The sequence below is a fragment of the Marinomonas maritima genome, assembly GCF_024435075.2.
GTDB classification, from domain to species: domain Bacteria; phylum Pseudomonadota; class Gammaproteobacteria; order Pseudomonadales; family Marinomonadaceae; genus Marinomonas; species Marinomonas maritima.
This window is the reverse complement of record NZ_JAMZEG020000001.1, coordinates 900,120-921,075: the sequence shown is the minus strand read 5'-3', so window position 1 is coordinate 921,075 and position 20,956 is coordinate 900,120. Positions and strand designations below refer to the sequence as shown.

Genomic DNA, 20,956 nt, shown 5'->3' with positions numbered 1-20,956 from the left:
ACTTTATTTCAAGCACTTTATTTTAAGCACTTTACTTTAAGGTAATGGTCATATTCGGACCTGCTGCAATGTCATCCTCAAACCAACGAGCCGTCACTGTTTTGGTCTCACTGTAAAAACGTACCGCTTGCTTACCATAGGCATGTTGGTCGCCGTAGAATGACTTGCGCCAGCCAGTAAAAGAGAAAAACGGTAACGGCACAGGTACCGGTACATTAATACCGACTTGCCCTACTTTGATTTCATGTTGGTATTTACGTGCCGCGGCACCCGATGCGGTAAAGATAGAAGTGCCGTTGCCATAGGGGTTGTCGTTGATCAAGGCAATCGCCTCTTCCAACGTATCCACTTCCAATATCAGCAATACAGGGCCAAAAATCTCTTCGGTATAAATCGACATATCCCGCGTTACCTTAGTAAACAAGGTCGGCCCGACCCAGTTTCCCTCTGGGAAACCAGCGACCTGACAATCACGCCCGTCTAAAACACACTCAGCGCCTGCGTCTATGCCCTCGGTTATTAACTGCACCACTCGTTGCTTGGCTTGAGGGTTGATCAAGGGGCCATAACCCGCCGCTTTATCATCCCACGCACCGGGGCGAACTTTCGCCAGCGCTTCTGTTAATTCACCCACCCATTGGCGCGACTCGCCGACAAACACCGCCACCGAAATCGCCATACAACGTTGGCCAGCAGCGCCGACGGAAGCCCCAACCAGATTATTAATCACCTGCTGCTTCTGCGCGTCTGGCATCACTACCATATGGTTTTTGGCACCCGCAAAAGCCTGCACCCGCTTCATATGCGCTGTGCCGGTTTTATAAATATGTTCCGCCACGGCGACCGAACCGACAAAAGAAATGGCTTCTATATCTGGATGTACCAATAACTGATCCACTACCTCTTTAGTGCCATGTATTACTTGCAATAAACCCGCTGGTGCACCGGCATCTTGAAACAATTCGGCTAAACGCATCGGGGTTAATGGATCTTGTTCAGAGGGTTTTAAAACAAAGGTGTTACCGCAGGCAATGGCCATGGGAAACATCCACAACGGAATCATCGCCGGAAAATTAAACGGCGTAATGCCGACACACACGCCCAGAGGTTGGCTGTAACTGTAGCAATCCACTTTACGGGCCACGTTTTCAACCGTTTCACCCATGCTGAGGGAGGCAATATTGCACGCATGCTCCACCACTTCTATACCACGCCACACATCGCCTTTGGCATCCTCAAAGGTTTTTCCCGTTTCCTTACTTAGAATAGTCGCCAGTTCATCATGGTGCTCTTTTAATAAGGCTTGATAACGCAACATAAGCCGAGCTCGCTCTGACACTGGGGTTTCTTTCCAGCTAACAAAGGCGGCTTTGGCTGCGGCTACAGCCTGTTCAACCTCGGCCTGCGTCGCGCACGGCAGGCTGGCGATTTCATTTTGTGTCGCTGGATCAGTCACGGCGAGCCATTGAGTTGTACGGCTGATCACCATTTCACCATTGATAAGCATAGGAACTTGTTGCGTCATATCCGTTTCTCCCGAGGTAGTTACCTTTACGTTAACGTTAATCTCAAAGTGGTTCTTTTTCAATACTAAATATGTTTTACCACGCCCGCGAAACTAACAGGATTGATTAAGTTGCTAAACTAATGGACTATATTGCGATTCTCCCATAAAGCTTACCTAAGCCTGCACTCACAAGGGTATTATCCATGAGTCGACCATCTAGCTGGCCCATCCCCTCCGGCAGCATACGTTTTGTACTACCGCGGCCCATTGTGAGCGAGTTAAGCCAACACAACCTGTCTAAAGATATCTATCCGTTAGCCATGGGGTATTACAAAAACGCCGCTGGACATCGAATGTCGCGCAATCAGCACGATGACTATTTATTAATATATTGCGTTTCTGGGGAAGGTTTTTTACGGATCGACCAGCAAGACTATCGAGTCAGCGCAGGCGACTTATTAGTACTGCCAAAAAATGGTATTCATAGCTATAGAGCGGATGAGAGTAATCCGTGGAGCATTTATTGGTTACATTGTGATGGAACGTTAGCGGCGGACTATTTTCAGTCCGTCGAAGCCATGCCCGCACAGCCGGCGCTCTCCCTTGGGCTGCACCCACGGCTGGTGGCCGACTTTGAAGCCTTGCTAGACATGCGCCAATCGTCGCAATTACTGGTGGCATATTTACATAGCAGCAGTCTATTAAGGCAGATAATGACCCACATCGCCCTTCTGAAAACCCAAATGCAGCACCATTATGATAAAAGCCTCAACATGAGCGCCATTCAAAGCCTGATGTTGACGCACCTGCATGAAAAGCTCGATATAGAAACCTTGGCCGCTACCGCCAATTTATCGAAATATCACTTTATCAAACGCTATAAAGCCCTGACTGGGCGCACCCCGATTAATGATTTTATTCATATGAAAATAGAACGCGCCTGCCACCTACTGGACATCAGCGACCAAAGCATGGCGGAAATAGGCTGGGCCATAGGCTACGAAGACGCCTACTACTTCTCTCGGGTATTTAACAAAGTGATGGGTATCTCACCCAGCCGCTACCGCAGCATACGCATAGGTAAAGCCACTTATAAAGAGTAGGAGATTCCAGTTCTATACATCCTGACATAGCTTATTCAGCACCATATTTATTCCAAATGTGGCTAACATTTTCAACGAGCATCTGAATTTGAACTCACGGATAAATTAGCTTTTCTACATACAGCTACATGTCAGATGCAAAATAAGCCATTATTTCAGCGGTTGTCATTTCTTTGGTTTCATTTGAAAAGCAGTAATAGCTAGGTCGCATGTCACTAAAGTACTGCATATCCATCTCCAGCCCTTCCAAGTAGAGAAGACTAGCTTGCTCGGCGGCAGCCAAAGCCCTGCTATCAGGCTGACCACCTTTTTGATTGATATGGATTTTAAGTTAACACCGGATAATAACGCGAACAAGTGTTTATGGCACAAGGAGCACCAATACAAAAAACTGCACAATTGAGAGGCTGGCTTGCGGTGTACTGAGTACCGCTATAGCCTCCCATTAGTGCCCCCATTTACCCTAGCATAAGGTGCCACAGAAAACTGTTAGATCAGTTCAATCGCTACCGCTGTGGCTTCGCCGCCACCGATGCAAAGAGACGCGACGCCGCGTTTTAAATTGCGCTGCTGGAGAGCATATAGCAGGGTCACCAGTATGCGGGCGCCGCTGGAGCCAATCGGGTGCCCAAGGGCGCAAGCGCCGCCTTTCACATTCACTTTGGCTGGGTCTAGCGACAATTTTTGTTGCGCTAACATAGTGACAACAGCAAAGGCTTCGTTTATTTCAAACAGGTCCACCGTGTCTTTCTCCCAGCCAGCTTTTTGCAATACTTTTTCAATCGCGCCTATAGGCGCAAGGGTAAATTCCGCTGGTAATTGAGCGTGGCTGGCATGCGCTACAATACGCGCCAACGGCTGTAGACCGTCTTGCAATGCTAAAGTCTCTGTCATCAGCACCAGTGCCGAGGCGCCATCCGAAATGGAGCTGGCATTGGCGGCGGTAACCGTGCCGTTTTTCGCGAAGGCAGGCCTTAAGGTACGGATTTTTTCTGGCCGCGCTTTGCCGGGTTGCTCATCAACGCTGACAAGGGTGTCGCCATGGCGACCCACGACAGTCACTGGGGCAATTTCGGCGGCAAAGCTACCGCTTTCAATGGCGTGTAGGGATTTTTCCAAAGAACCAATCGCAAAATCATCCATAACTTCGCGCGTCAAAGCAAAGGTATCCGCTGTGTTCTGGGCAAAGTTACCCATCAAGCCGCCTTCGTAGGCGTCTTCTAAACCATCACAAAACATATGGTCCAATACTGTGCTATGACCCATACGCAAACCTTCACGCACTTTGGGCAATAAGTAAGGGGCTTGACTCATGTTTTCCATGCCACCCGCGACCACCACAGTCGCGCTGCCGGCCAAAAGTTGATCGTGCGCCAACATGACCGCCTTCATGCCTGAACCGCACATTTTATTCACTGTGGTACAGGTTGTTGACAGAGGTAGACCTGCTTTTAGCGCCGCTTGACGAGCCGGTGCCTGCCCCAAACCGGCGGGTAACACGCACCCCATAATGACTTCATCGACCTGATCCGAGGCGATGCCTGAACGCTCGATGGCCGCCGCAATCGCCACGGCCCCAAGGTCTGGTGATCTGACACTGCTTAAATCTCCTTGTAAGCCGCCCATTGGTGTCCTTGCGGCGCCGACTATTACGATTGACTCACTCATATCTCACCTCTTGCTAACTTAATGCCCTTCTCTCTAGCTTATTAACACTCTAGTTCACGGACTAACGTTAATTCACACACTAGGCCAGAAGAGAAAGGCGGATTGATCACCATTACTGGCGCTTTTTCTTTAGCCACTTTTGCAGCTCGCCCACGATACCCGCACGAAACGCCAATACACAGACAATAAAAATCCCCCCAAGAATGACGTTTATCCAATCCCCCAGTGCACCCTGAGATAACTCATGCTCAAGACTCACCACAAAGGTCGCCCCAACCACAGGACCAAATAAGGTCCCAACGCCACCCAGTAAGGTCATCAAAATCACTTCGCCAGACATCTGCCAGTGAGCATCATTTAACGAGGCTAATTGGAAAACCAACACCTTAACGGAACCCGCCAAGCCAGCCAGACCCGAAGCCACCACAAAGGCCAGCAACTTATAACGATCCACGTGATAGCCCAAAGAAATGGCGCGTGCTTCGTTTTCTTTAATGGCTTTTAATACCTGTCCATAAGGCGAATGGATCATCCGCTGCACCAAGGCAAAACCCGCTATAAAGACAGCCAATACAAAGTAATACATATTCATATTGTCTTGCAGATCAATCAGGCCCAACAATTCCCCGCGCGGAATGCCGTGCAAGCCATTTTCTCCATGGGTAAACGGCGCTTGCACAAAGAAAAAGAACACCAATTGCGCCAAGGCGAGGGTAATCATGGCAAAGTAAATGCCCTGTCGGCGAATCGCCAGAAGGCCAAACACCAGCCCCAACGCTGTGGCCACTAAGGTGCCTGCGACAATGGCGATTTCCGGTGTGAGGGTAGAATAGCTAGTCAATAAATAGCCAGTGGTATAACCACCAGTGGCCAAAAAGGCAGCGCTGCCAAACGACAGCAAACCGACGTAGCCCAACACCAAGTTAAACGCCACCGCAAACAAGGAGAAGCAGAGTATTTTCATCAAGAACACTGGATACACCAATAACGGCGCAAACAGTGCCGCCACCAGCAAAACGGCATATAAAATCAGCATATGGCGTTCGCTACGGGAGCGTGTCGCCAAGCTAGGTTTGGTACTGGCCGTGGTAGATACGAATATCGACATAACTACGCCTCCTTTCCAAATAAGCCCGCAGGGCGAACCAATAACACCAACACCATCACCAAGAAAATTACTGTGCTGGACGCTTCTGGGTAAAACACCTTAGTCAGGCCTTCGATCACCCCCATGGCTAAACCAGTAATCACAGCGCCCACGATGGAACCCATGCCCCCTATGACCACGACAGCAAAGACGATAATCAATAAATTGGCCCCCATTACAGGTGTCACCGAATAAATAGGCGCCGCCAACACACCGGCAAACGCCGCCAGCATCACCCCAAAACCATAGGTTAAGCTGACCAATAAAGGCACATTGATGCCAAAGGCTTGGAGCAAGGGCGAGTTTTCCGTACCAGCCCGTAAATAGGCGCCCAGCTTGGTTTTTTCAATCATCAGCCAGGTCGCCAAACACACCAGCAACGCCACCACTATGATCCAAGCGCGATAGTAGGGCAGGAACATAAAACCCAAGTTCACCCCGCCGCGAAACACTTCGGGCATGGCATAACGCAAACCCGACACCCCATAAATATTGGTAAAAACCCCTTGAATCACCAAGGCCAAACCAAAGGTTAACAATAGACTGTAAATCGGCTCTTCATTGGCTATTTTGCGCAACAAAAAATATTCCACCGCCACACCCAACGCACCCACCAAAATGGGCACCAGCAATAGCGTCAGCCAATAACTCACACCAAAGGCATTAAACAACACCACAGCGCATAAGGCCCCCAACATATAAAATGCACCGTGGGCAAAGTTAATGATTTTCAACAAACCAAAAATCACCGCTAACCCAAGGCTCAGCAAGGCGTAAAATGCCCCATTGATCAAGCCAAGCAATAACTGACCAAAGAGTACCGCCATTGGCACCCCAAATATTATGCTCATAATGACAACCCACCTATATCAAACGGCGGCGGCAACGCCGCACGCAACTCTCGGCCCCAGTGACAAGGAAAGCGAGAATCACATGCAGGTTACCCACCTACCTTATATGGCCTATTTTACGGCAACTGTACCTTTAATCAGCTTGCACTGGCTGTCGGCCAAGGGACGATAAGCGTCTTTGGCCGGAATAGTACGGATGATGTCATACAGATCCCATTCGCCTTTTGATTGGGCTGGGGTTTTCACTTTTGCTAAGTACATATCGTGTACCATGCGGCCGTCTTCACGAATCTCGCCGCCTTTGGCAAACATGTCATTAATAGGGGTGGCGATCATTTTTTGACGTACCTTTTGGGTATCGTCTGACTCGGCCGCTTTAATGGCATTAAGATAATGCAAGGTGCTGGAATAAATCCCCGCATGCACCATAGTTGGCCGTACGCCAGTACGCTCCATAAAGCGATCCGACCAGGCTCTTGCTTCGGCGTCTTTATTCCAATACCAACCGGTTGTCAGCTGTATTCCTTGGGCGACATCCACACCCAAAGCATGCACATCCGTGAGGAACAACAATAGCGCCGCTAACGATTGGCCTGATTGAGTCACCCCAAATTCACCCGCCGTATTGATGGCATTAATGGTATCGGAACCGGCATTGGCCAGCGCCACCACGGAAGCGCCCGAACCTTGCGCCTGCAAGATAAACGAAGAAAAATCACTGGTCGGGAAAGGGTGACGTACTTTTTGCATCACAGTGCCGCCATTTTCTCGCACCACTTTTTCCACGTCTTTTTCAAGCGAGTGACCAAAGGCATAATCGGCCGTCAAAATAAACCAGCTATCACCGCCCTCTTTTACGACGGCTTGCGCTGTACCATGGGCCAACGGATAAGTGTCGTACACATAATGAATATGGTTAGCGGTGCAATATTGGTCGGTAATACTGGACGCAGCGGAACCAGACACTATGCCCAATTTATTGCTTTGTTCTAAAATTTTCGTGGTGGCAATGGTGACCGAAGAGGCAACCATACCCGCCACCATATCGACGCCATCGGATTCCACCCATTGGCGTACAGTGCTGGACGCCACATCTGGGCTGTTGCGATCATCCGCACTGACCACGGTAATAGCCGCCCCATTGACCTTGCCGCCAAAATCCTCAACCGCCATATTCAAAGCCGTCAAACCATTGGGGCCAGCAAGGTCGCGATAGGTGCCAGACATATCCGCTAAATAGCCGATGCGCACTTCATTATCGCTAATGGCCGCTTGGGCACTGCTGGCCATAACGGCACTCGCTATGGCTGCAGTTAAGAGTTTTTGCATTATTTTCATCGTGTGTCTCCATTGCCTAATTGGCTATTATTTTTTTTAAAAGTAACAACACTGGTTTCTTTGCCCCGACTAGGAGCCTTACTGGTTTTATCTCTGGATTGCTTGGCTTATCTCTAGATCACTTGCCTTAGCCACGCCCTACACTCCCAAACAAGTATTCAGCAAGGCTTGCTTGGCCGTTAATTCGCTACTGTGAATTTCTTCTATGATTTGGCCATGCTCCATCAAGTAATGACGGTCCGCCAATGGCGCTGCGAAGCGGAAGTTTTGTTCCACTAAAATGATGGTTAAGCCTTGTTCCTTGAGCTGCAAAAGCACTTGCGCCAGTTGCTGCACAATCACTGGCGCCAGCCCTTCGGTAATCTCATCGAGCAGCAGCAACTTGGCCCCGGTTCTTAAAATACGCGCCATCGCCAACATCTGCTGCTCACCACCAGACAGGCGGGTGCCTTGGCTAAAACGGCGCTCATAAAGATTGGGGAACATGCCATAGATGTCGTCCAAACTCATGCCACCAGCGCATACTACTGGCGGTAACATCAGATTTTCCGCCACACTCAAGGCGGCAAAAATACCCCTTTCTTCTGGGCAATAACCCACGCCCAAACGGGCAATATGATGGGCTGGACTGGTGATAACTTGCTTACCATGAATTTTGATAGAACCTGTGCGGCGCCCCACCATATTCATAATGGCTTTTAAGGTGGTGCTGCGCCCTGCGCCATTGCGGCCCAATAAAGTGACTAATTCACCCTCTTGCACGTGTAAATTAACCCCATGCAATATATGCGACTCTCCATAAAAGGCGTGTAAATCGCTTATCTCCAATGACGTTGGCGCACTGGCCTTGTGTAAGTCTGGCGCTTGCGCGACTATGGTAGAGTTTTGCATTAGTGCACCTCCAACGGGCCAGCGGCGGTGTTATGTACTTGGTTTGTGTTGGTGGGCGCACTGGAATCTTTGTCCTCAGCGGCATCGCTGCCCACTTCACTGCCCACTTCACTGCCCACTTCACTTCCCATGTAGGCCTCACGCACTTCTGGATTGGCCGCCACGGTTTGATAATCCCCTTCGGTGAGCACCACGCCGCGCGTCAATACACTAATGCGATCACATAATTGGCTCACCACACTCAGGTTATGCTCCACCATGAGTACAGTTCTCCCCACGGCCGTTTGACGAATAAGCTCGACCACCCGCTCCACATCTTCATGGCCCATGCCTTGCGTTGGCTCATCAAACAAAATCAGCTCTGGCTCCATTGCCAAGGTCGTGGCCAATTCCAAAGCGCGTTTGCGCCCATAGGACAAGGCCACCGTGGGCGTATCGGCCCAGTCCGCCAAGCCGACGGATTCCAACAACTGATAACAACGCTGGTTAAGCTTATTCAGCGTTTTATCCGACGACCAAAAGTGGAAGCTGTTGCCCTCAAAACGCTGCAAGGCAACGCGCACGTTTTCTAACACTGTCATATGCGGAAATACCGCCGAGATTTGAAACGAACGAATAATCCCCAAACGGGCAATAGACGCCGGTTTCATGGCGGTAATGTCGCGCCCATTAAACAAGATCTGTCCTTTTGTCGGGGTTAAAAACTTGGTTAGTAAATTAAACACCGTGGTTTTACCGGCCCCATTCGGGCCGATCAATGCGTGTATATGGCCGCGTTTAATTTGCAGATTCACCTTATCCACAGCGGTAAATCCCTTAAACTCTTTGACTAAATTTCGCGTTTCCAGAACAAATTCAGAACTCATAAGCCTGCGCCACCTATTATTATTTTTGTTGCTTTAGGGCTGTGTTGTTACTTGTATTGCTATGCCGTTACTTTTATTGCAGTGCCACAGCTGCACTAGGCCATTTCGGCCACCTCAGCCTCGGCGGTTTGCCGCAAGATAAAGCGCTGAATTTTGCCGCTGGGGGTTTTCGGTAAAGCTTCCATAAAGGTGATTTCACGGGGAAATGCATGGGTAGATAAGCGATTACGCACCAAGGTTTTTAGCTCGCCGGCCAGCGCATCTGACGCCATGTAATGGGCCTTGAGCACCACAAACGCCTTGATAATAGCGCCACGTTTGGCATCAGGCTTGGCAACCACACCGGATTCGGCGACCGCTGGATGTTCCAATAAACAACTTTCCACATCCGCAGGTCCCACGCGATAACCCGCCGTGGTAATGATGTCGTCATCACGGCCAGTAAACGAAAAACCACCGTCCTCATGACACAACACCATATCGCCAGTGAGATAATACTGACCATGAAACGGCGACTTCACAGATTGGCCATAGCCATCAAAGAAAAACAACGAGGACGCGGCCACATCCACCGCCAACTGACCCGTTTCACCTGCGGCCACTTCGTTAAATGCCTCGTCCAATGCCACCATTCGATAGCCCGGCATGGCATACCCCATAGAGCCGATGCGTTTAGAATGCGCCAACGCATGGAAGTTACAGCAGGTCATGCCAGTTTCAGTTTGCCCATAATGATCCATCACAGGGCAGTCCAAACGCCGCCCCACCCAATTAAGCACCTCAGGATTCAACGGCTCACCCGCACTGCTGGCCACGCGCAAGCCAAAGGATTTCGCCGCTGGCAATAGATCATCATTCGCCATCAACATCCGATAAACCGTCGGCGCCGCCGCCAGATTGCTGATGCCGTATTTTTCAATCATCTGATAAGTGCTTTCAGGGGTAAAACCGGCTTCATTAAAATGTGTCGAATGGCCCAACAACAAAGGCCCTATCACCGCATAGTACAAGCCATAAGCCCAGCCGGGATCGGCCATATTCCAATAGCTGTCCTGCTCTTGCAGTTCAATGGCGTATTTCATATAGACATAAAACGACAGCAAGGCCTTCGCGGGAATGGTCACCGCTTTGGCTTTTCCCACAGTGCCTGAGGTAAACATCTGTAAAAACGCCTCATCGGCGGTAATTAATACTGGGGTAAACGAGGTCGATTGCTGCGCCATAAGTTGGCCAAAGTCATCCACCCCTTGAGCATCCAACGGGTCCACACAAATTATCGGCGGACAGGTCTGTATCGCCTCAAGCTTGGGGTAGTTTTCCCCATTGGTGACCACCAAACGCGTACCCGCTTGGGTTAATCGATAATCGATCGCACTGGGGCCAAACGCAGTAAATAACGGTTGGTATACCGCACCCGCTTTGAGCGTACCCATAATCACAATCAATAACTCTGGGCCACGGGGCAACAAACCCGCCACCCTATCGCCCTTACCAATGCCTCTTGCCGTTAGATAATTGGCAAAACGCGCCGCCTGCTGGCTGAGTTCGGCAAAGGTTAAGGTGCCCGAGGTGCCGTCGAGAGCTTGATAATAGAGCGCAATTTTCGCTGTGTCAGTTGCCCATCTATCACACACTTCATCACAAACATTGAGCCCCTTTTCTAGATCACCATGCAACGCTTGCGGGGCCAGCATTGCGGGACGAAAATCGGGGAAAAATGACGAATATTCCATTACACTCATAACTAGTCACCTCGGATAATTATCTTGACTGGGGGCAAATAAGTACCACAGCATTACCTTAACGTAAAGGTAGAATTGTTTAAAAAATAAACCAATCTGGACCAGCCGAACAACAAATCCCTACAACTAGTTGAAGCGCAATAATTTTCTACTTTTTGAGATGATTCTCCATAAAATTGACTAATAAGCCGTTAATTGGCGTTTTTTTAGCTGTTTCATTCACAGACAGTGACTCATACGTCGCCCTATTGCCGCTATAATAAGCCTCAAAGCACTCGTCAAATTTAGCCAAAAATCTACTTTACGTTAACGTCAACTTTGGTTAATCTTAATTCAAGCTAAAGGAACCTCATTATGAACAGTAAAAAGAAAACCTTTTCCATCAGCGAGCTTGCCAGTGAATTTGATGTCACCACTCGCAGCATCCGTTTCTATGAAGACCAAGGGCTGATTAAACCCGAGCGCAAAGGCCAAACGCGAATTTATAGCTCGCAGGACAAGGTACGTCTGAAACTGATTTTACGCGGTAAACGCTTGGGGTTTTCTCTCGCCGAATCGCGCGAGCTGTTTGAACTGTGGGACGAAACGCCCAGTGGCAGTGAACGCCAACTATTTAAAATGCTAGAGACCCTAGGCGCCAAACAAGTGCAGCTGGAGCAGCAACTAAAAGACATTCAAATGGCTAAGATAGAAATCGAAAGTGCCGAAGCCCGCTGCCATGCAGCACTAAAAGAACTGCAACAAAAGAATCAAAACACCAGCGACACCATGACAACAGACTCGGATAACGTCTTGAACCGACTATAATAACTCACAGGTAACTGACATGATCTCACAATACTCTGAACTGAATTTTGGACTAGGTGAAACCTTGGATATGCTGCGCCAGCAGGTAAACCATTTTGCCGCCACGGAAATAGCCCCACGCGCCGCTGAAATAGACCAAACCAATGTCTTTCCGGCCGACTTGTGGAAAAAATTCGGTGATATGGGGCTGTTGGGCATTACCGTCAGTGAAGAGTTTGGTGGCGCGGATATGGGTTATTTAGCCCACGTTATTGCTATGGAAGAACTTAGCCGCGCTTCGGCTTCGGTCGCCCTGTCCTATGGTGCCCACTCCAACTTATGCGTTAACCAAATCCACAACAATGGCACCCAAGCGCAAAAACAAACCTACTTACCCAAGTTGCTGTCCGGCGAACATATAGGCGCACTGGCGATGTCGGAACCCAATGCGGGCTCGGATGTGGTGTCGATGAAATTACACGCACGCGATGCCGGTGATCACTTTGTACTAAATGGCAATAAGATGTGGATCACCAATGGTCCAGACGCCAATGTCTATGTTATTTACGCCAAAACCGATTTGCATGCCGGTTCCAAAGGCATCACCGCCTTTATTGTTGAACGCGGCACCCCAGGTTTCACCCAAGCACAAAAGCTCGATAAGCTCGGCATGCGTGGTTCCAACACCTGTGAACTGGTATTCCAAGACTGCCCTGTTCCCAAAGAAAATATTCTTGGCCAACTCAATGGTGGCGCCAAAGTCCTCATGAGCGGACTCGATTACGAACGCTTAGTGCTGGCAGGTGGCCCCTTGGGCATTATGCAGGCCGCTATGGATGTGGCCGTACCCTATATTCGAGAACGCAAACAGTTTGGCAAAGCCATTGGTGAATTCGAATTGGTACAAGGCAAGCTGGCCGATATGTACACACGCATGAACGCGGCTAAATCCTATGTGTATATGGTGGCTATGTCGGCCGATCGAGGTGAAACCACCCGTAAAGACGCCGCTGGTGTCATCTTATATTCCGCCGAAATGGCGACTCAAATTGCCCTTGATGCACTGCAACTGCTGGGCGGCAATGGTTATATCAATGAATATCCCACAGGGCGTTTATTGCGCGATGCCAAGCTGTACGAAATTGGCGCGGGGACCTCTGAAATTCGCCGTATGTTAATTGGTCGTGAACTCTTCCTGAATCACTAAACCGCTTAGCAAGGAGCCGGGTAATGACTATTCTACAAAGTAAGATCAATGTGCGTTCTGAGGAATTTTTAGCCAAAGCCGAGGCCATGTCGGTGGCGGTAATGGACCTCAAGGATAAGATAGCCACGGTTCAACTGGGGGGTGGCGCAGCGTATCAAGCCCGCCATCTGGCGCGCGGTAAACTGTTACCCCGTGAACGTATCGACCAACTGATCGATGAGGGCAGTGCTTTTTTAGAACTGTCCCAATTGGCCGCCTACAAGGTATATGAAGACGATGTGCCCGCCGCTGGCTTGATCGCTGGTGTGGGATTAATCGAAGGCGTGGAGTGCATGATAGTGGCCAATGATGCCACAGTAAAAGGCGGAACTTACTACCCTCTGACCGTCAAAAAGCACTTACGAGCACAGGAAATTGCCGAGCAAAATCATCTGCCTTGCCTCTATTTAGTCGATTCCGGCGGCGCCAACTTACCCAGACAAGAAGATGTGTTCCCAGACAGGGATCACTTTGGGCGTATTTTCTACAATCAAGCGCGCATGTCCGCCAAGGGCATTCCGCAAATCGCCGTGGTGATGGGTTTATGCACGGCTGGGGGCGCTTATGTGCCCGCCATGGCCGATGAATCCATCATAGTGCGCAACCAAGGCACCATCTTTTTAGCTGGCCCACCTTTGGTAAAAGCGGCAACAGGGGAAGTGGTCAGTGCCGAGGACCTAGGCGGTGCCGATGTGCATTGCAAAACCTCTGGCGTAGCCGATCATTATGCAGAAAACGATCAACATGCGCTGCAAATCGCCCGTCGCTGTGTGGCTAACCTCAATCGCAAAAAATCCATCCAGTTAGACATTCGTCAGCCAGTCGAGCCCTTGTACGACGCCCAAGAACTCTATGGCATAGTTGGCACCGATCTGCGTAAACCCTTCGACGTGCGAGATGTGATTGCCCGCTTGGTCGATGGCTCTGAATTTGATGAATTTAAACAACTATACGGCACCACCCTAGTCACTGGCTTTGCCCATATTCACGGCCTACCCATCGGCATCATAGCCAACAATGGCATCCTGTTTGGTGAGTCGGCGCAAAAAGGCGCGCATTTTATCGAGCTTTGTTGCCAACGGCAGATCCCGTTATTGTTCTTGCAGAATATCACCGGTTTTATGGTGGGACGTAAGTACGAATCAGAAGGCATCGCCAAGCATGGCGCCAAGATGGTAATGGCTGTGGCCTGCGCCAATGTGCCCAAACTGACTATCTTAATCGGCGGCAGTTTTGGTGCCGGTAATTATGGCATGTGTGGTCGGGCCTATAATCCGGACTTTCTATGGATGTGGCCCAACGCCCGTATTTCTGTGATGGGTGGTGAACAAGCCGCTGGCGTTATGGCTACGGTACGCAGCGACAGCCTAGAGCGCGATGGCAAAAGCTGGACCAAGGAAGAAGAAGCCGCCTTTAAACAGCCCATTATCGACACGTACGAGCATCAGGGGCATCCCTATTTTGCCAGTGGTCGCTTATGGGATGACGGGGTAATTGACCCAGCGCAAACTCGCACAGTCATCGCCTTAAGCTTGTCGGCGACGCTCAATCGACCAGCACAACCTACTCGCTTCGGCGTCTTTCGTATGTAAGGGGGTTCGTATGACGCACTATTCAAGTAAGCCTACTCAGAAGCTAAAAGACAGTGTTGCAGACTCAGCCACAGAAGCCGCTGTTATCTTGCATTATCCACAGGCTGGCGTGGCCGAACTGATCCTCAATCGGCCCGCCAAACACAACGCCTTTGATGATCTTATTATTCAGCAGCTGCTGGATAAGTTGGCCGAAGCGACAGCGAATACCCAGCTGAGGTTATTAATCCTACGCTCTAACGGCAAGCATTTTTCCGCTGGCGCCGATCTCAATTGGATGCAGCGTATGGCCCACAATAGCCATGCCGATAACTTGGCCGATGCCCAACAGTTAGCCAAGCTAATGCAGACGTTAAATAGCTTTCGCACGCCTACCTTGGCCTTGGTTCAAGGGGCTGCCTATGGTGGTGCCGTTGGTTTGGCCGCCTGTTGTGACATTGTCATTGCCAGCGAAGACGCTCGTTTTTGCCTGAGTGAAGTCAAAATAGGTCTGATTCCGGCGGTGATTAGCCCGTATGTAATTCGTGCCATTGGCGAGCGACAGGCGCGGCGTTATTTCCTCAGTGCCGAAGTCATCCAAGCCGAGCAAGCTCAGTCCATGGGACTGGTGCATGAGCTAGTGTCTGCACCAGCGGAACTGGCCTCTGCGGCGCAACGTTTTATCCAGCAACTGAGCCACAACAGCCCACAGGCTATGGTCGCTGCCAAGGCGCTGATTTTTACCGTCAGCCAACAGCCTATTGATCAATCCGTGATCGCGATCACTGCCCACAGCATTGCCGATATTCGGGTAAGTACAGAAGGACAAGAAGGCCTCAATGCGTTCCTAAATAAACGCCGCCCTCAATGGCTGCCAGAGGAAAATCAAGATGTTTAATAAAATCCTAATCGCCAATCGTGGTGAGATCGCTTGTCGGGTGATTCAGACAGCCCATAAAATGGGCATTCGCTGTGTCGCCGTCTACTCAGAAGCGGACATCAATGCCCGTCATGTGACCATGGCGGATGAAGCTTTTTTATTGGGGCCAGCTGCCAGTTCAGAGAGCTATCTAAGAGGCGATAAAATCATCGACATTGCCTTACGCAGTGGCGCGCAAGCGATCCATCCAGGCTATGGTTTTTTATCCGAAAACACCCAATTTGCCGATGCTTGCGCCAGCAATGGCTTGGTATTTATTGGCCCTCCTGCCTCCGCTATCGCGGCGATGGGGTCCAAATCCGCCGCCAAAGCCATTATGGAAAAAGCCGGTGTGCCCCTAGTACCCGGCTATCATGGCGCCAACCAAGACCCCAGCCAATTACGAGCAGAAGCGGTAAAGTGCGGTTTCCCGTTATTGCTCAAAGCCGTCGCCGGTGGTGGTGGGAAAGGCATGCGGGTGGTCAATCAGCTAAACGAATTTGACGACGCCTTAGCCGCCGCCAAACGAGAAGCCAGTAACGCCTTTGGCAACCCAGATATGTTGATCGAGCGCTATCTGCTGCAACCGCGCCATGTGGAAATTCAAGTGTTTTGCGACGCTCATGGCCAAGGGGTGTATTTGGCCGAACGGGACTGCTCTATCCAACGGCGTCATCAAAAAGTACTCGAAGAAGCGCCCGCGCCGAATCTTTCTGATGCTACTCGCCAAGCCATGGGAGAAGCCGCGGTAAAAGCCGCCCAAGCCATTCAATATGTCGGCGCTGGCACGGTAGAGTTTCTTTATGCCAGCGATGGCGAGTTTTTCTTTATGGAAATGAATACTCGCTTGCAGGTCGAACACCCAGTGACCGAAATGATCACGGGGCAAGATCTCGTCGAATGGCAGTTACGTATTGCCTATGGCGCCCCGCTGCCGTTACTGCAATCGCAAATTCGTCTACACGGGCATGCGATTGAAGCGCGTATCTATGCGGAAGACCCTGAACATGATTTCTTACCGGCTACCGGCACTCTGAGCTACCTTAAAACACCCCTCGAAAGCCGTCATGTGCGGGTCGATACCGGGGTGATAGAAGGCGATGAGGTCAGCATGCATTATGACCCTATGATTGCCAAATTGATTGTGTGGGATGAAACCCGCGAACAGGCGATCAACCGTATGCAGCAAGCGCTGGAGCACTATCGCATCAGTGGCGTCACCACCAACATCCGCTTTTTACACGCTCTGGTGGATAGCCAACCGTTCCGCCAAGCCGAGCTGGACACAGGCTTTATTGAACAGCATCAAGCGCTCTTGTCACCACCCTCAAAACTGTCACAAGCACAGGTATTGGTGTTGTCCGCTGGCTTCTTCTTACAGGCACAAGCCGTTGCCCATCACGCTTCGACCCAGCTATCGCCGTTTGCTCAGCAAAACAATTGGCGCCTCAATACCGCTTATCGCAGAACCTTACCATTGATGTTGGGCGAGCAGTTGCACCAACTAACCATAGTGCATCAGCCGCAGCATGATGACATCCACATTGGTGAACAGGTCTATCAGCTGCATGCCGAACTGATCGGTGATTGCCTGCATGCCACGCTTGACGGCCATAGCATCCGCCTACACGGCGCTTTGAATGACAGACAATTAACCCTGTTTTACCAAGGTGAAAGCTATGCCTGCCAGCATTATCAAGAACAATTTGGCCAGCAAGATCATAGCGCCACTGGTGGCCTTACCGCGCCGATGAATGGCGCCGTGGTAGCCGTCATGGTCGCCCAGGGGGATGCAGTGCAAGCAGGGCAAACCTTGGTCATCATGGAAGCAATGAAAATGGAACACGCCATTAAAGCGCCTTTTGACGGTGTGGTAGAGGCCATCTATTTCAACGAAGGTGAACTGGTGGCAGACGGAGCCGAACTATTGGCCATTAGCGCCACGGAACAAGAGGCTGTCAGCCTATGAGTTTGCCCCCTCAGGTACGCATAGTCGAAATGGGGCCTCGAGATGGTTTGCAAAATGCCACCAGCGGATTTGTACCCACCGAGGTCAAAATTACCTTAATCGACCGCCTCAGCGCGACCGGTTTAACCCATATCGAGGCCGCCAGTTTTGTGTCTCCTAAATGGGTACCACAAATGCGCGATGGCGCCGCCGTAATGGCCGGTATTCAACGGGCGAAAGGGGTGACTTACGCCGCGCTAACCCCCAACCTGCAAGGCTTGACCGCCGCACTTGCGGCCAATGTGGGGGAAGTGGCGGTGTTCGGCGCCGCCTCCGAAGCCTTTAGCCAAAAGAACATTAACTGCTCGATTGCCGAAAGTCTGGCGCGCTTTGAACCGGTTATCGAAGCGGCCCATGCTCAAGGGGTGCGAGTGCGCGGTTATGTATCGACCGTGATGGGTTGCCCTTACCAAGGGGACGTTAGCCCTGCTCAAGTCGCCCAAGTGGCCCGCCAATTATTGGCGATGGGCTGCTACGAAATTTCCCTTGGGGACACTATTGGCGTGGGCACGCCCTTGCAAGCCAAACGTATGCTGGAGGCGGTCCGTCAATATGTGCCACTGGAACAGATCGCCGTGCATTTTCACGATACTTATGGGCAGGCCATTGCCAACCTGTATGCGGTGTTAGAAGAAGGCGTGGCGATTATCGATTCATCGGTCGCGGGTCTTGGCGGCTGTCCCTATGCGGCGGGTGCTTCAGGCAATGTCGCCACCGAGGACGTGCTGTATTTATTACAAGGTTTAGACATCGCCACTGGGGTAGATTTGCAAGCCATGATCAACACTGGCTTCTGGATCAGCCAACAGATGCAACGTCAAAATGGTTCTAAAGTGGCGCTTGCCAAAGGAATTAAGCATGAAAACTAGCCCTACAACGAATACTTCAACTAGCCCTACCACTCACTCTACCCGCCCAGTCACGGCCCTTGATCTGGCCACGCCCGCCGTGGCGGATTTACCAGACGAAAACCGCCGCTATTTTGAAAAGTGCCAACAAAAGCTAGGCATGATCCCCAATGTGTTGACGGCCTACAGTCACAATGTGGCTCAGCTAGAGGTATTTAGCCGTTTTTACAATGAGCTGATGCTAGGTGAGTCCGAACTGACACCACTAGAACGCGAAATGATCGCCGTCGTGGTGTCAGCCGAAAACCACTGTTTTTACTGCCTGACCGCCCATGGTGCCGCCGTGCGAGAGTACAGCCAAGACCCAGTATTGGGCGAACAACTGATGATGAACTATCGCAGCGCCACCTTATCCGCTCGCCATAGAGCCATGCTGGATTACGCCTCTTTATTGACCCGCACCCCTGCGCTGGTGACCCCAGCCGATGCGGCACCACTTAGGCAAGCGGGCTTTAGTGACACGGCTATCTGGGACATCTGCAATTTGATTGGTTTTTACAATATGACCAATCGCATTGCCTCGGCCGTTGATATGCGCCCCAACGAGGCCTATCACAGCCAACACCGTTAGCCAGACCTTTTTTGTACAACCGACTCTGCACTGCCTCTCGCAATCAACAATAATAATGGAGCCAGCACTATGACGACACTTTCAAGCTACAGCAGCGGTACCGCCGCCCAGCCGTTATTAGGGGAAACCATAGGCACGGCCTTTGATAATACCGTTGCCCGTTTTGCCGATAACGAAGCTTTGGTGGTGTTACACCAAAACATCCGTTGGACTTACAAGGAGTTACAACAAGAGGTAAATTTATGCGCCCGTGCCTTATTGGCTATTGGGGTGCAACGGGGGGATCGTGTCGCTATCTGGTCGCCGAATCGCTATGAGTGGACCTTGACCCAATTAGCAACCGCCAAAATGGGGGCCATTCTGGTTAACATCAATCCGGCGTATCGCGCCCATGAATTGGACTATGCATTAAACCATTCCCAAGCCCGCTACCTAGTCACGGCCGATAGTTTCAAAACATCGGATTATCGCGCCATGCTGTATGAACTCGCCCCTGAACTGGCCCATTGCCCTGTGGGTGAACTCAACGCCAGCAAGTTGCCCCTGTTAAAAGGTGTGATCAACCTAGATGCACAATCACATGCTGGCATGTGGCGCTGGGCCGATTTTATGCAAATGGCCGAGGAAATTCCGCAACACACACTGACGCAAATACAAGCCAGCTTGCAGTTTGATGATGCCATAAATATCCAATACACCTCAGGCACAACCGGCTTTCCGAAAGGCGCTACCCTGTCCCATCACAATATTCTTAACAATGGTTATTTCGTCGCCCAAAGCATGAATTTTACCGACCAAGATCGCTTGGTAATGCCTGTGCCTCTGTATCATTGCTTTGGCATGGTGATGGGCAACCTTGGTTGCATTACCCATGGGGCCACCATGATTTACCCCGCAGAAAGCTTTGATGCAGGCGCGGTTCTGCAAGCGGTACATCAAGAACGCGCCACCGCCCTCTATGGCGTACCGACCATGTTTATTGCCCAACTGGCGCACCCAGATTTTGACAAGATGGATCTGTCTTCCTTGCGCACTGGCATAATGGCGGGCTCTTTATGTCCCACCGAAGTGATGAAACAGGTCATCAGCAAGATGCATATGAAAGAAGTACAAATCGCCTATGGCATGACAGAAACCAGCCCAGTTTCCAGCCAAACAGGCCGTGATGACCCGTTAGAAAAGCGCGTCACCACAGTGGGTAAAACCCAACCCCATATTGAATCCAAAGTGATTGATACCAACACCGGACACATTCTCCCACGGGGCGAAATTGGCGAACTCTGCACCCGCGGTTACAGCGTCATGCTGCAATACTGGAACGATGCCGACGCCACCGCCAAAGCCATTGACCCTGCCGGTTGGATGCACACGGGCGATCTAGCCATCATGGATGAACAAGGTTATTTGCAAATTGTCGGCCGTATTAAAGACATGGTCATTCGCGGCGGGGAAAATATTTACCCGAAAGAAATCGAAGAGTTTTTATACAGCCATCCCGCCATTGCCGATGTCCAAGTCACCGGTATTCCCGATGAAAAATTCGGCGAAGAATTGATTGCTTGGGTCAAGTTTCACGCCCATGCAACCCCAGTCAGCGAAGCGGACTTACAAGCCTACTGCAAAGGCCAAATAGCCCACTTCAAAATTCCCCGTTATTTTAAATTTGTCGATGAATTTCCGATGACAGTCACAGGCAAAATACAAAAATTTAAAATGCGCGAAATATCCATCAAGGAACTGGCCCTAACATCGCAATAAATCGGCAACCTAGGCCGGAAGGCGCTGAAAGATGGTCATGCCGAAAGGCGCTGCGCTTTTCCGGCCTACTTTGTGT

The 20,956-nt window shown here is 50.6% G+C and carries 17 protein-coding genes; 9 read left to right on the top strand and 8 right to left on the bottom strand.

The features are described 5' to 3' along the window. Positions 1-31: 31 nt before the first annotated feature. Positions 32-1,525 (bottom strand): CoA-acylating methylmalonate-semialdehyde dehydrogenase, encoded by a 1,494-nt coding sequence (locus tag M3I01_RS04450; protein WP_275564933.1) that lies wholly within the window; start codon positions 1,523-1,525, stop codon positions 32-34. A gap of 185 nt (positions 1,526-1,710) precedes the next feature. Between M3I01_RS04450 and M3I01_RS04445 the strand changes: the two genes are divergently transcribed. Further along, a complete protein-coding gene (locus M3I01_RS04445; RefSeq protein ID WP_255894379.1) occupies positions 1,711-2,610 on the top strand; it encodes an AraC family transcriptional regulator in 900 nt (299 codons plus the stop codon). Between the two features lie 489 nt (positions 2,611-3,099). Here M3I01_RS04445 and M3I01_RS04440 read toward each other — a convergent pair whose 3' ends face one another. The 7 genes from M3I01_RS04440 to M3I01_RS04410 form a co-directional block, all read right to left on the bottom strand. Further along, entirely contained in the window at positions 3,100-4,278 is a 1,179-nt protein-coding gene (locus tag M3I01_RS04440; RefSeq protein ID WP_275564932.1) for an acetyl-CoA C-acyltransferase, read from the bottom strand. A 112-nt stretch (positions 4,279-4,390) separates the two neighbouring features. Beyond that, positions 4,391-5,314 carry a branched-chain amino acid ABC transporter permease gene (locus M3I01_RS04435; RefSeq protein WP_255894802.1) on the bottom strand — a complete coding sequence of 308 codons (924 nt, stop codon included), beginning with the start codon at positions 5,312-5,314 and terminating at the stop codon, positions 4,391-4,393. A gap of 74 nt (positions 5,315-5,388) precedes the next feature. Next, entirely contained in the window at positions 5,389-6,276 is an 888-nt protein-coding gene (locus tag M3I01_RS04430) for a branched-chain amino acid ABC transporter permease (RefSeq protein ID WP_255894378.1), read from the bottom strand. 111 nt (positions 6,277-6,387) lie between these two features. Then, positions 6,388-7,614 carry an ABC transporter substrate-binding protein gene (locus tag M3I01_RS04425; protein ID WP_255894377.1) on the bottom strand — a complete coding sequence of 409 codons (1,227 nt, stop codon included), beginning with the start codon at positions 7,612-7,614 and terminating at the stop codon, positions 6,388-6,390. Positions 7,615-7,752: 138 nt separating this feature from the next. Further along, the gene (locus M3I01_RS04420) at positions 7,753-8,505 is read right to left on the bottom strand and encodes an ABC transporter ATP-binding protein (protein WP_255894376.1); all 753 of its coding nucleotides are present in this window, start codon (positions 8,503-8,505) and stop codon (positions 7,753-7,755) included. Beyond that, complete coding sequence (locus tag M3I01_RS04415; RefSeq protein ID WP_275564931.1) at positions 8,505-9,371, bottom strand: ABC transporter ATP-binding protein; 867 nt, start codon at positions 9,369-9,371, stop codon at positions 8,505-8,507. The genes M3I01_RS04420 and M3I01_RS04415 overlap by 1 nt, the downstream gene beginning before the upstream one ends. Positions 9,372-9,466: 95 nt before the next feature. Then, positions 9,467-11,113, bottom strand: coding sequence for an AMP-binding protein (locus tag M3I01_RS04410; RefSeq protein WP_255894375.1), 1,647 nt, complete (start codon positions 11,111-11,113; stop codon positions 9,467-9,469). 354 nt (positions 11,114-11,467) lie between these two features. On the opposite strand from M3I01_RS04410, the gene M3I01_RS04405 reads away from it, so the two are divergent. The 8 genes from M3I01_RS04405 (at position 11,468) to M3I01_RS04370 (ending at position 20,880) form a co-directional block, all read left to right on the top strand. Further along, complete coding sequence (locus tag M3I01_RS04405; RefSeq protein ID WP_112137479.1) at positions 11,468-11,920, top strand: MerR family transcriptional regulator; 453 nt, start codon at positions 11,468-11,470, stop codon at positions 11,918-11,920. Positions 11,921-11,939: 19 nt separating this feature from the next. Then, positions 11,940-13,106: an isovaleryl-CoA dehydrogenase gene (locus M3I01_RS04400; protein ID WP_255894374.1), complete on the top strand. Its 1,167-nt coding sequence runs from the start codon at positions 11,940-11,942 to the stop codon at positions 13,104-13,106. A 23-nt stretch (positions 13,107-13,129) separates the two neighbouring features. Next, entirely contained in the window at positions 13,130-14,737 is a 1,608-nt protein-coding gene (locus tag M3I01_RS04395; RefSeq protein WP_275564930.1) for a carboxyl transferase domain-containing protein, read from the top strand. A 10-nt stretch (positions 14,738-14,747) separates the two neighbouring features. Next, on the top strand, positions 14,748-15,614 hold the full coding sequence (locus M3I01_RS04390; protein WP_112137474.1) for an enoyl-CoA hydratase-related protein: 867 nt from the start codon (positions 14,748-14,750) through the stop codon (positions 15,612-15,614). Continuing rightward, positions 15,607-17,604: an acetyl/propionyl/methylcrotonyl-CoA carboxylase subunit alpha gene (locus M3I01_RS04385; protein WP_255894373.1), complete on the top strand. Its 1,998-nt coding sequence runs from the start codon at positions 15,607-15,609 to the stop codon at positions 17,602-17,604. The genes M3I01_RS04390 and M3I01_RS04385 overlap by 8 nt, the downstream gene beginning before the upstream one ends. Then, entirely contained in the window at positions 17,601-18,512 is a 912-nt protein-coding gene (locus tag M3I01_RS04380; protein WP_255894372.1) for a hydroxymethylglutaryl-CoA lyase, read from the top strand. The genes M3I01_RS04385 and M3I01_RS04380 overlap by 4 nt, the downstream gene beginning before the upstream one ends. Then, positions 18,502-19,122 carry a peroxidase-related enzyme gene (locus M3I01_RS04375; RefSeq protein ID WP_255894370.1) on the top strand — a complete coding sequence of 207 codons (621 nt, stop codon included), beginning with the start codon at positions 18,502-18,504 and terminating at the stop codon, positions 19,120-19,122. Before M3I01_RS04380 ends, M3I01_RS04375 begins: the two co-directional genes overlap by 11 nt. A gap of 69 nt (positions 19,123-19,191) precedes the next feature. After that, positions 19,192-20,880 (top strand): AMP-binding protein, encoded by a 1,689-nt coding sequence (locus tag M3I01_RS04370; RefSeq protein ID WP_255894369.1) that lies wholly within the window; start codon positions 19,192-19,194, stop codon positions 20,878-20,880. Positions 20,881-20,956 lie beyond the last annotated feature (76 nt).

Coding starts and splice junctions, on each gene's coding strand:
- M3I01_RS04450 (WP_275564933.1), bottom strand. CDS start 1,525: ATGACGCAACAAGTTCCTATGCTTATCAATGGTGAAATGGTGATCAGC.
- M3I01_RS04445 (WP_255894379.1), top strand. CDS start 1,711: ATGAGTCGACCATCTAGCTGGCCCATCCCCTCCGGCAGCATACGTTTT.
- M3I01_RS04440 (WP_275564932.1), bottom strand. CDS start 4,278: ATGAGTGAGTCAATCGTAATAGTCGGCGCCGCAAGGACACCAATGGGC.
- M3I01_RS04435 (WP_255894802.1), bottom strand. CDS start 5,314: ATGCTGATTTTATATGCCGTTTTGCTGGTGGCGGCACTGTTTGCGCCG.
- M3I01_RS04430 (WP_255894378.1), bottom strand. CDS start 6,276: ATGAGCATAATATTTGGGGTGCCAATGGCGGTACTCTTTGGTCAGTTA.
- M3I01_RS04425 (WP_255894377.1), bottom strand. CDS start 7,614: ATGAAAATAATGCAAAAACTCTTAACTGCAGCCATAGCGAGTGCCGTT.
- M3I01_RS04420 (WP_255894376.1), bottom strand. CDS start 8,505: ATGCAAAACTCTACCATAGTCGCGCAAGCGCCAGACTTACACAAGGCC.
- M3I01_RS04415 (WP_275564931.1), bottom strand. CDS start 9,371: ATGAGTTCTGAATTTGTTCTGGAAACGCGAAATTTAGTCAAAGAGTTT.
- M3I01_RS04410 (WP_255894375.1), bottom strand. CDS start 11,113: ATGAGTGTAATGGAATATTCGTCATTTTTCCCCGATTTTCGTCCCGCA.
- M3I01_RS04405 (WP_112137479.1), top strand. CDS start 11,468: ATGAACAGTAAAAAGAAAACCTTTTCCATCAGCGAGCTTGCCAGTGAA.
- M3I01_RS04400 (WP_255894374.1), top strand. CDS start 11,940: ATGATCTCACAATACTCTGAACTGAATTTTGGACTAGGTGAAACCTTG.
- M3I01_RS04395 (WP_275564930.1), top strand. CDS start 13,130: ATGACTATTCTACAAAGTAAGATCAATGTGCGTTCTGAGGAATTTTTA.
- M3I01_RS04390 (WP_112137474.1), top strand. CDS start 14,748: ATGACGCACTATTCAAGTAAGCCTACTCAGAAGCTAAAAGACAGTGTT.
- M3I01_RS04385 (WP_255894373.1), top strand. CDS start 15,607: ATGTTTAATAAAATCCTAATCGCCAATCGTGGTGAGATCGCTTGTCGG.
- M3I01_RS04380 (WP_255894372.1), top strand. CDS start 17,601: ATGAGTTTGCCCCCTCAGGTACGCATAGTCGAAATGGGGCCTCGAGAT.
- M3I01_RS04375 (WP_255894370.1), top strand. CDS start 18,502: ATGAAAACTAGCCCTACAACGAATACTTCAACTAGCCCTACCACTCAC.
- M3I01_RS04370 (WP_255894369.1), top strand. CDS start 19,192: ATGACGACACTTTCAAGCTACAGCAGCGGTACCGCCGCCCAGCCGTTA.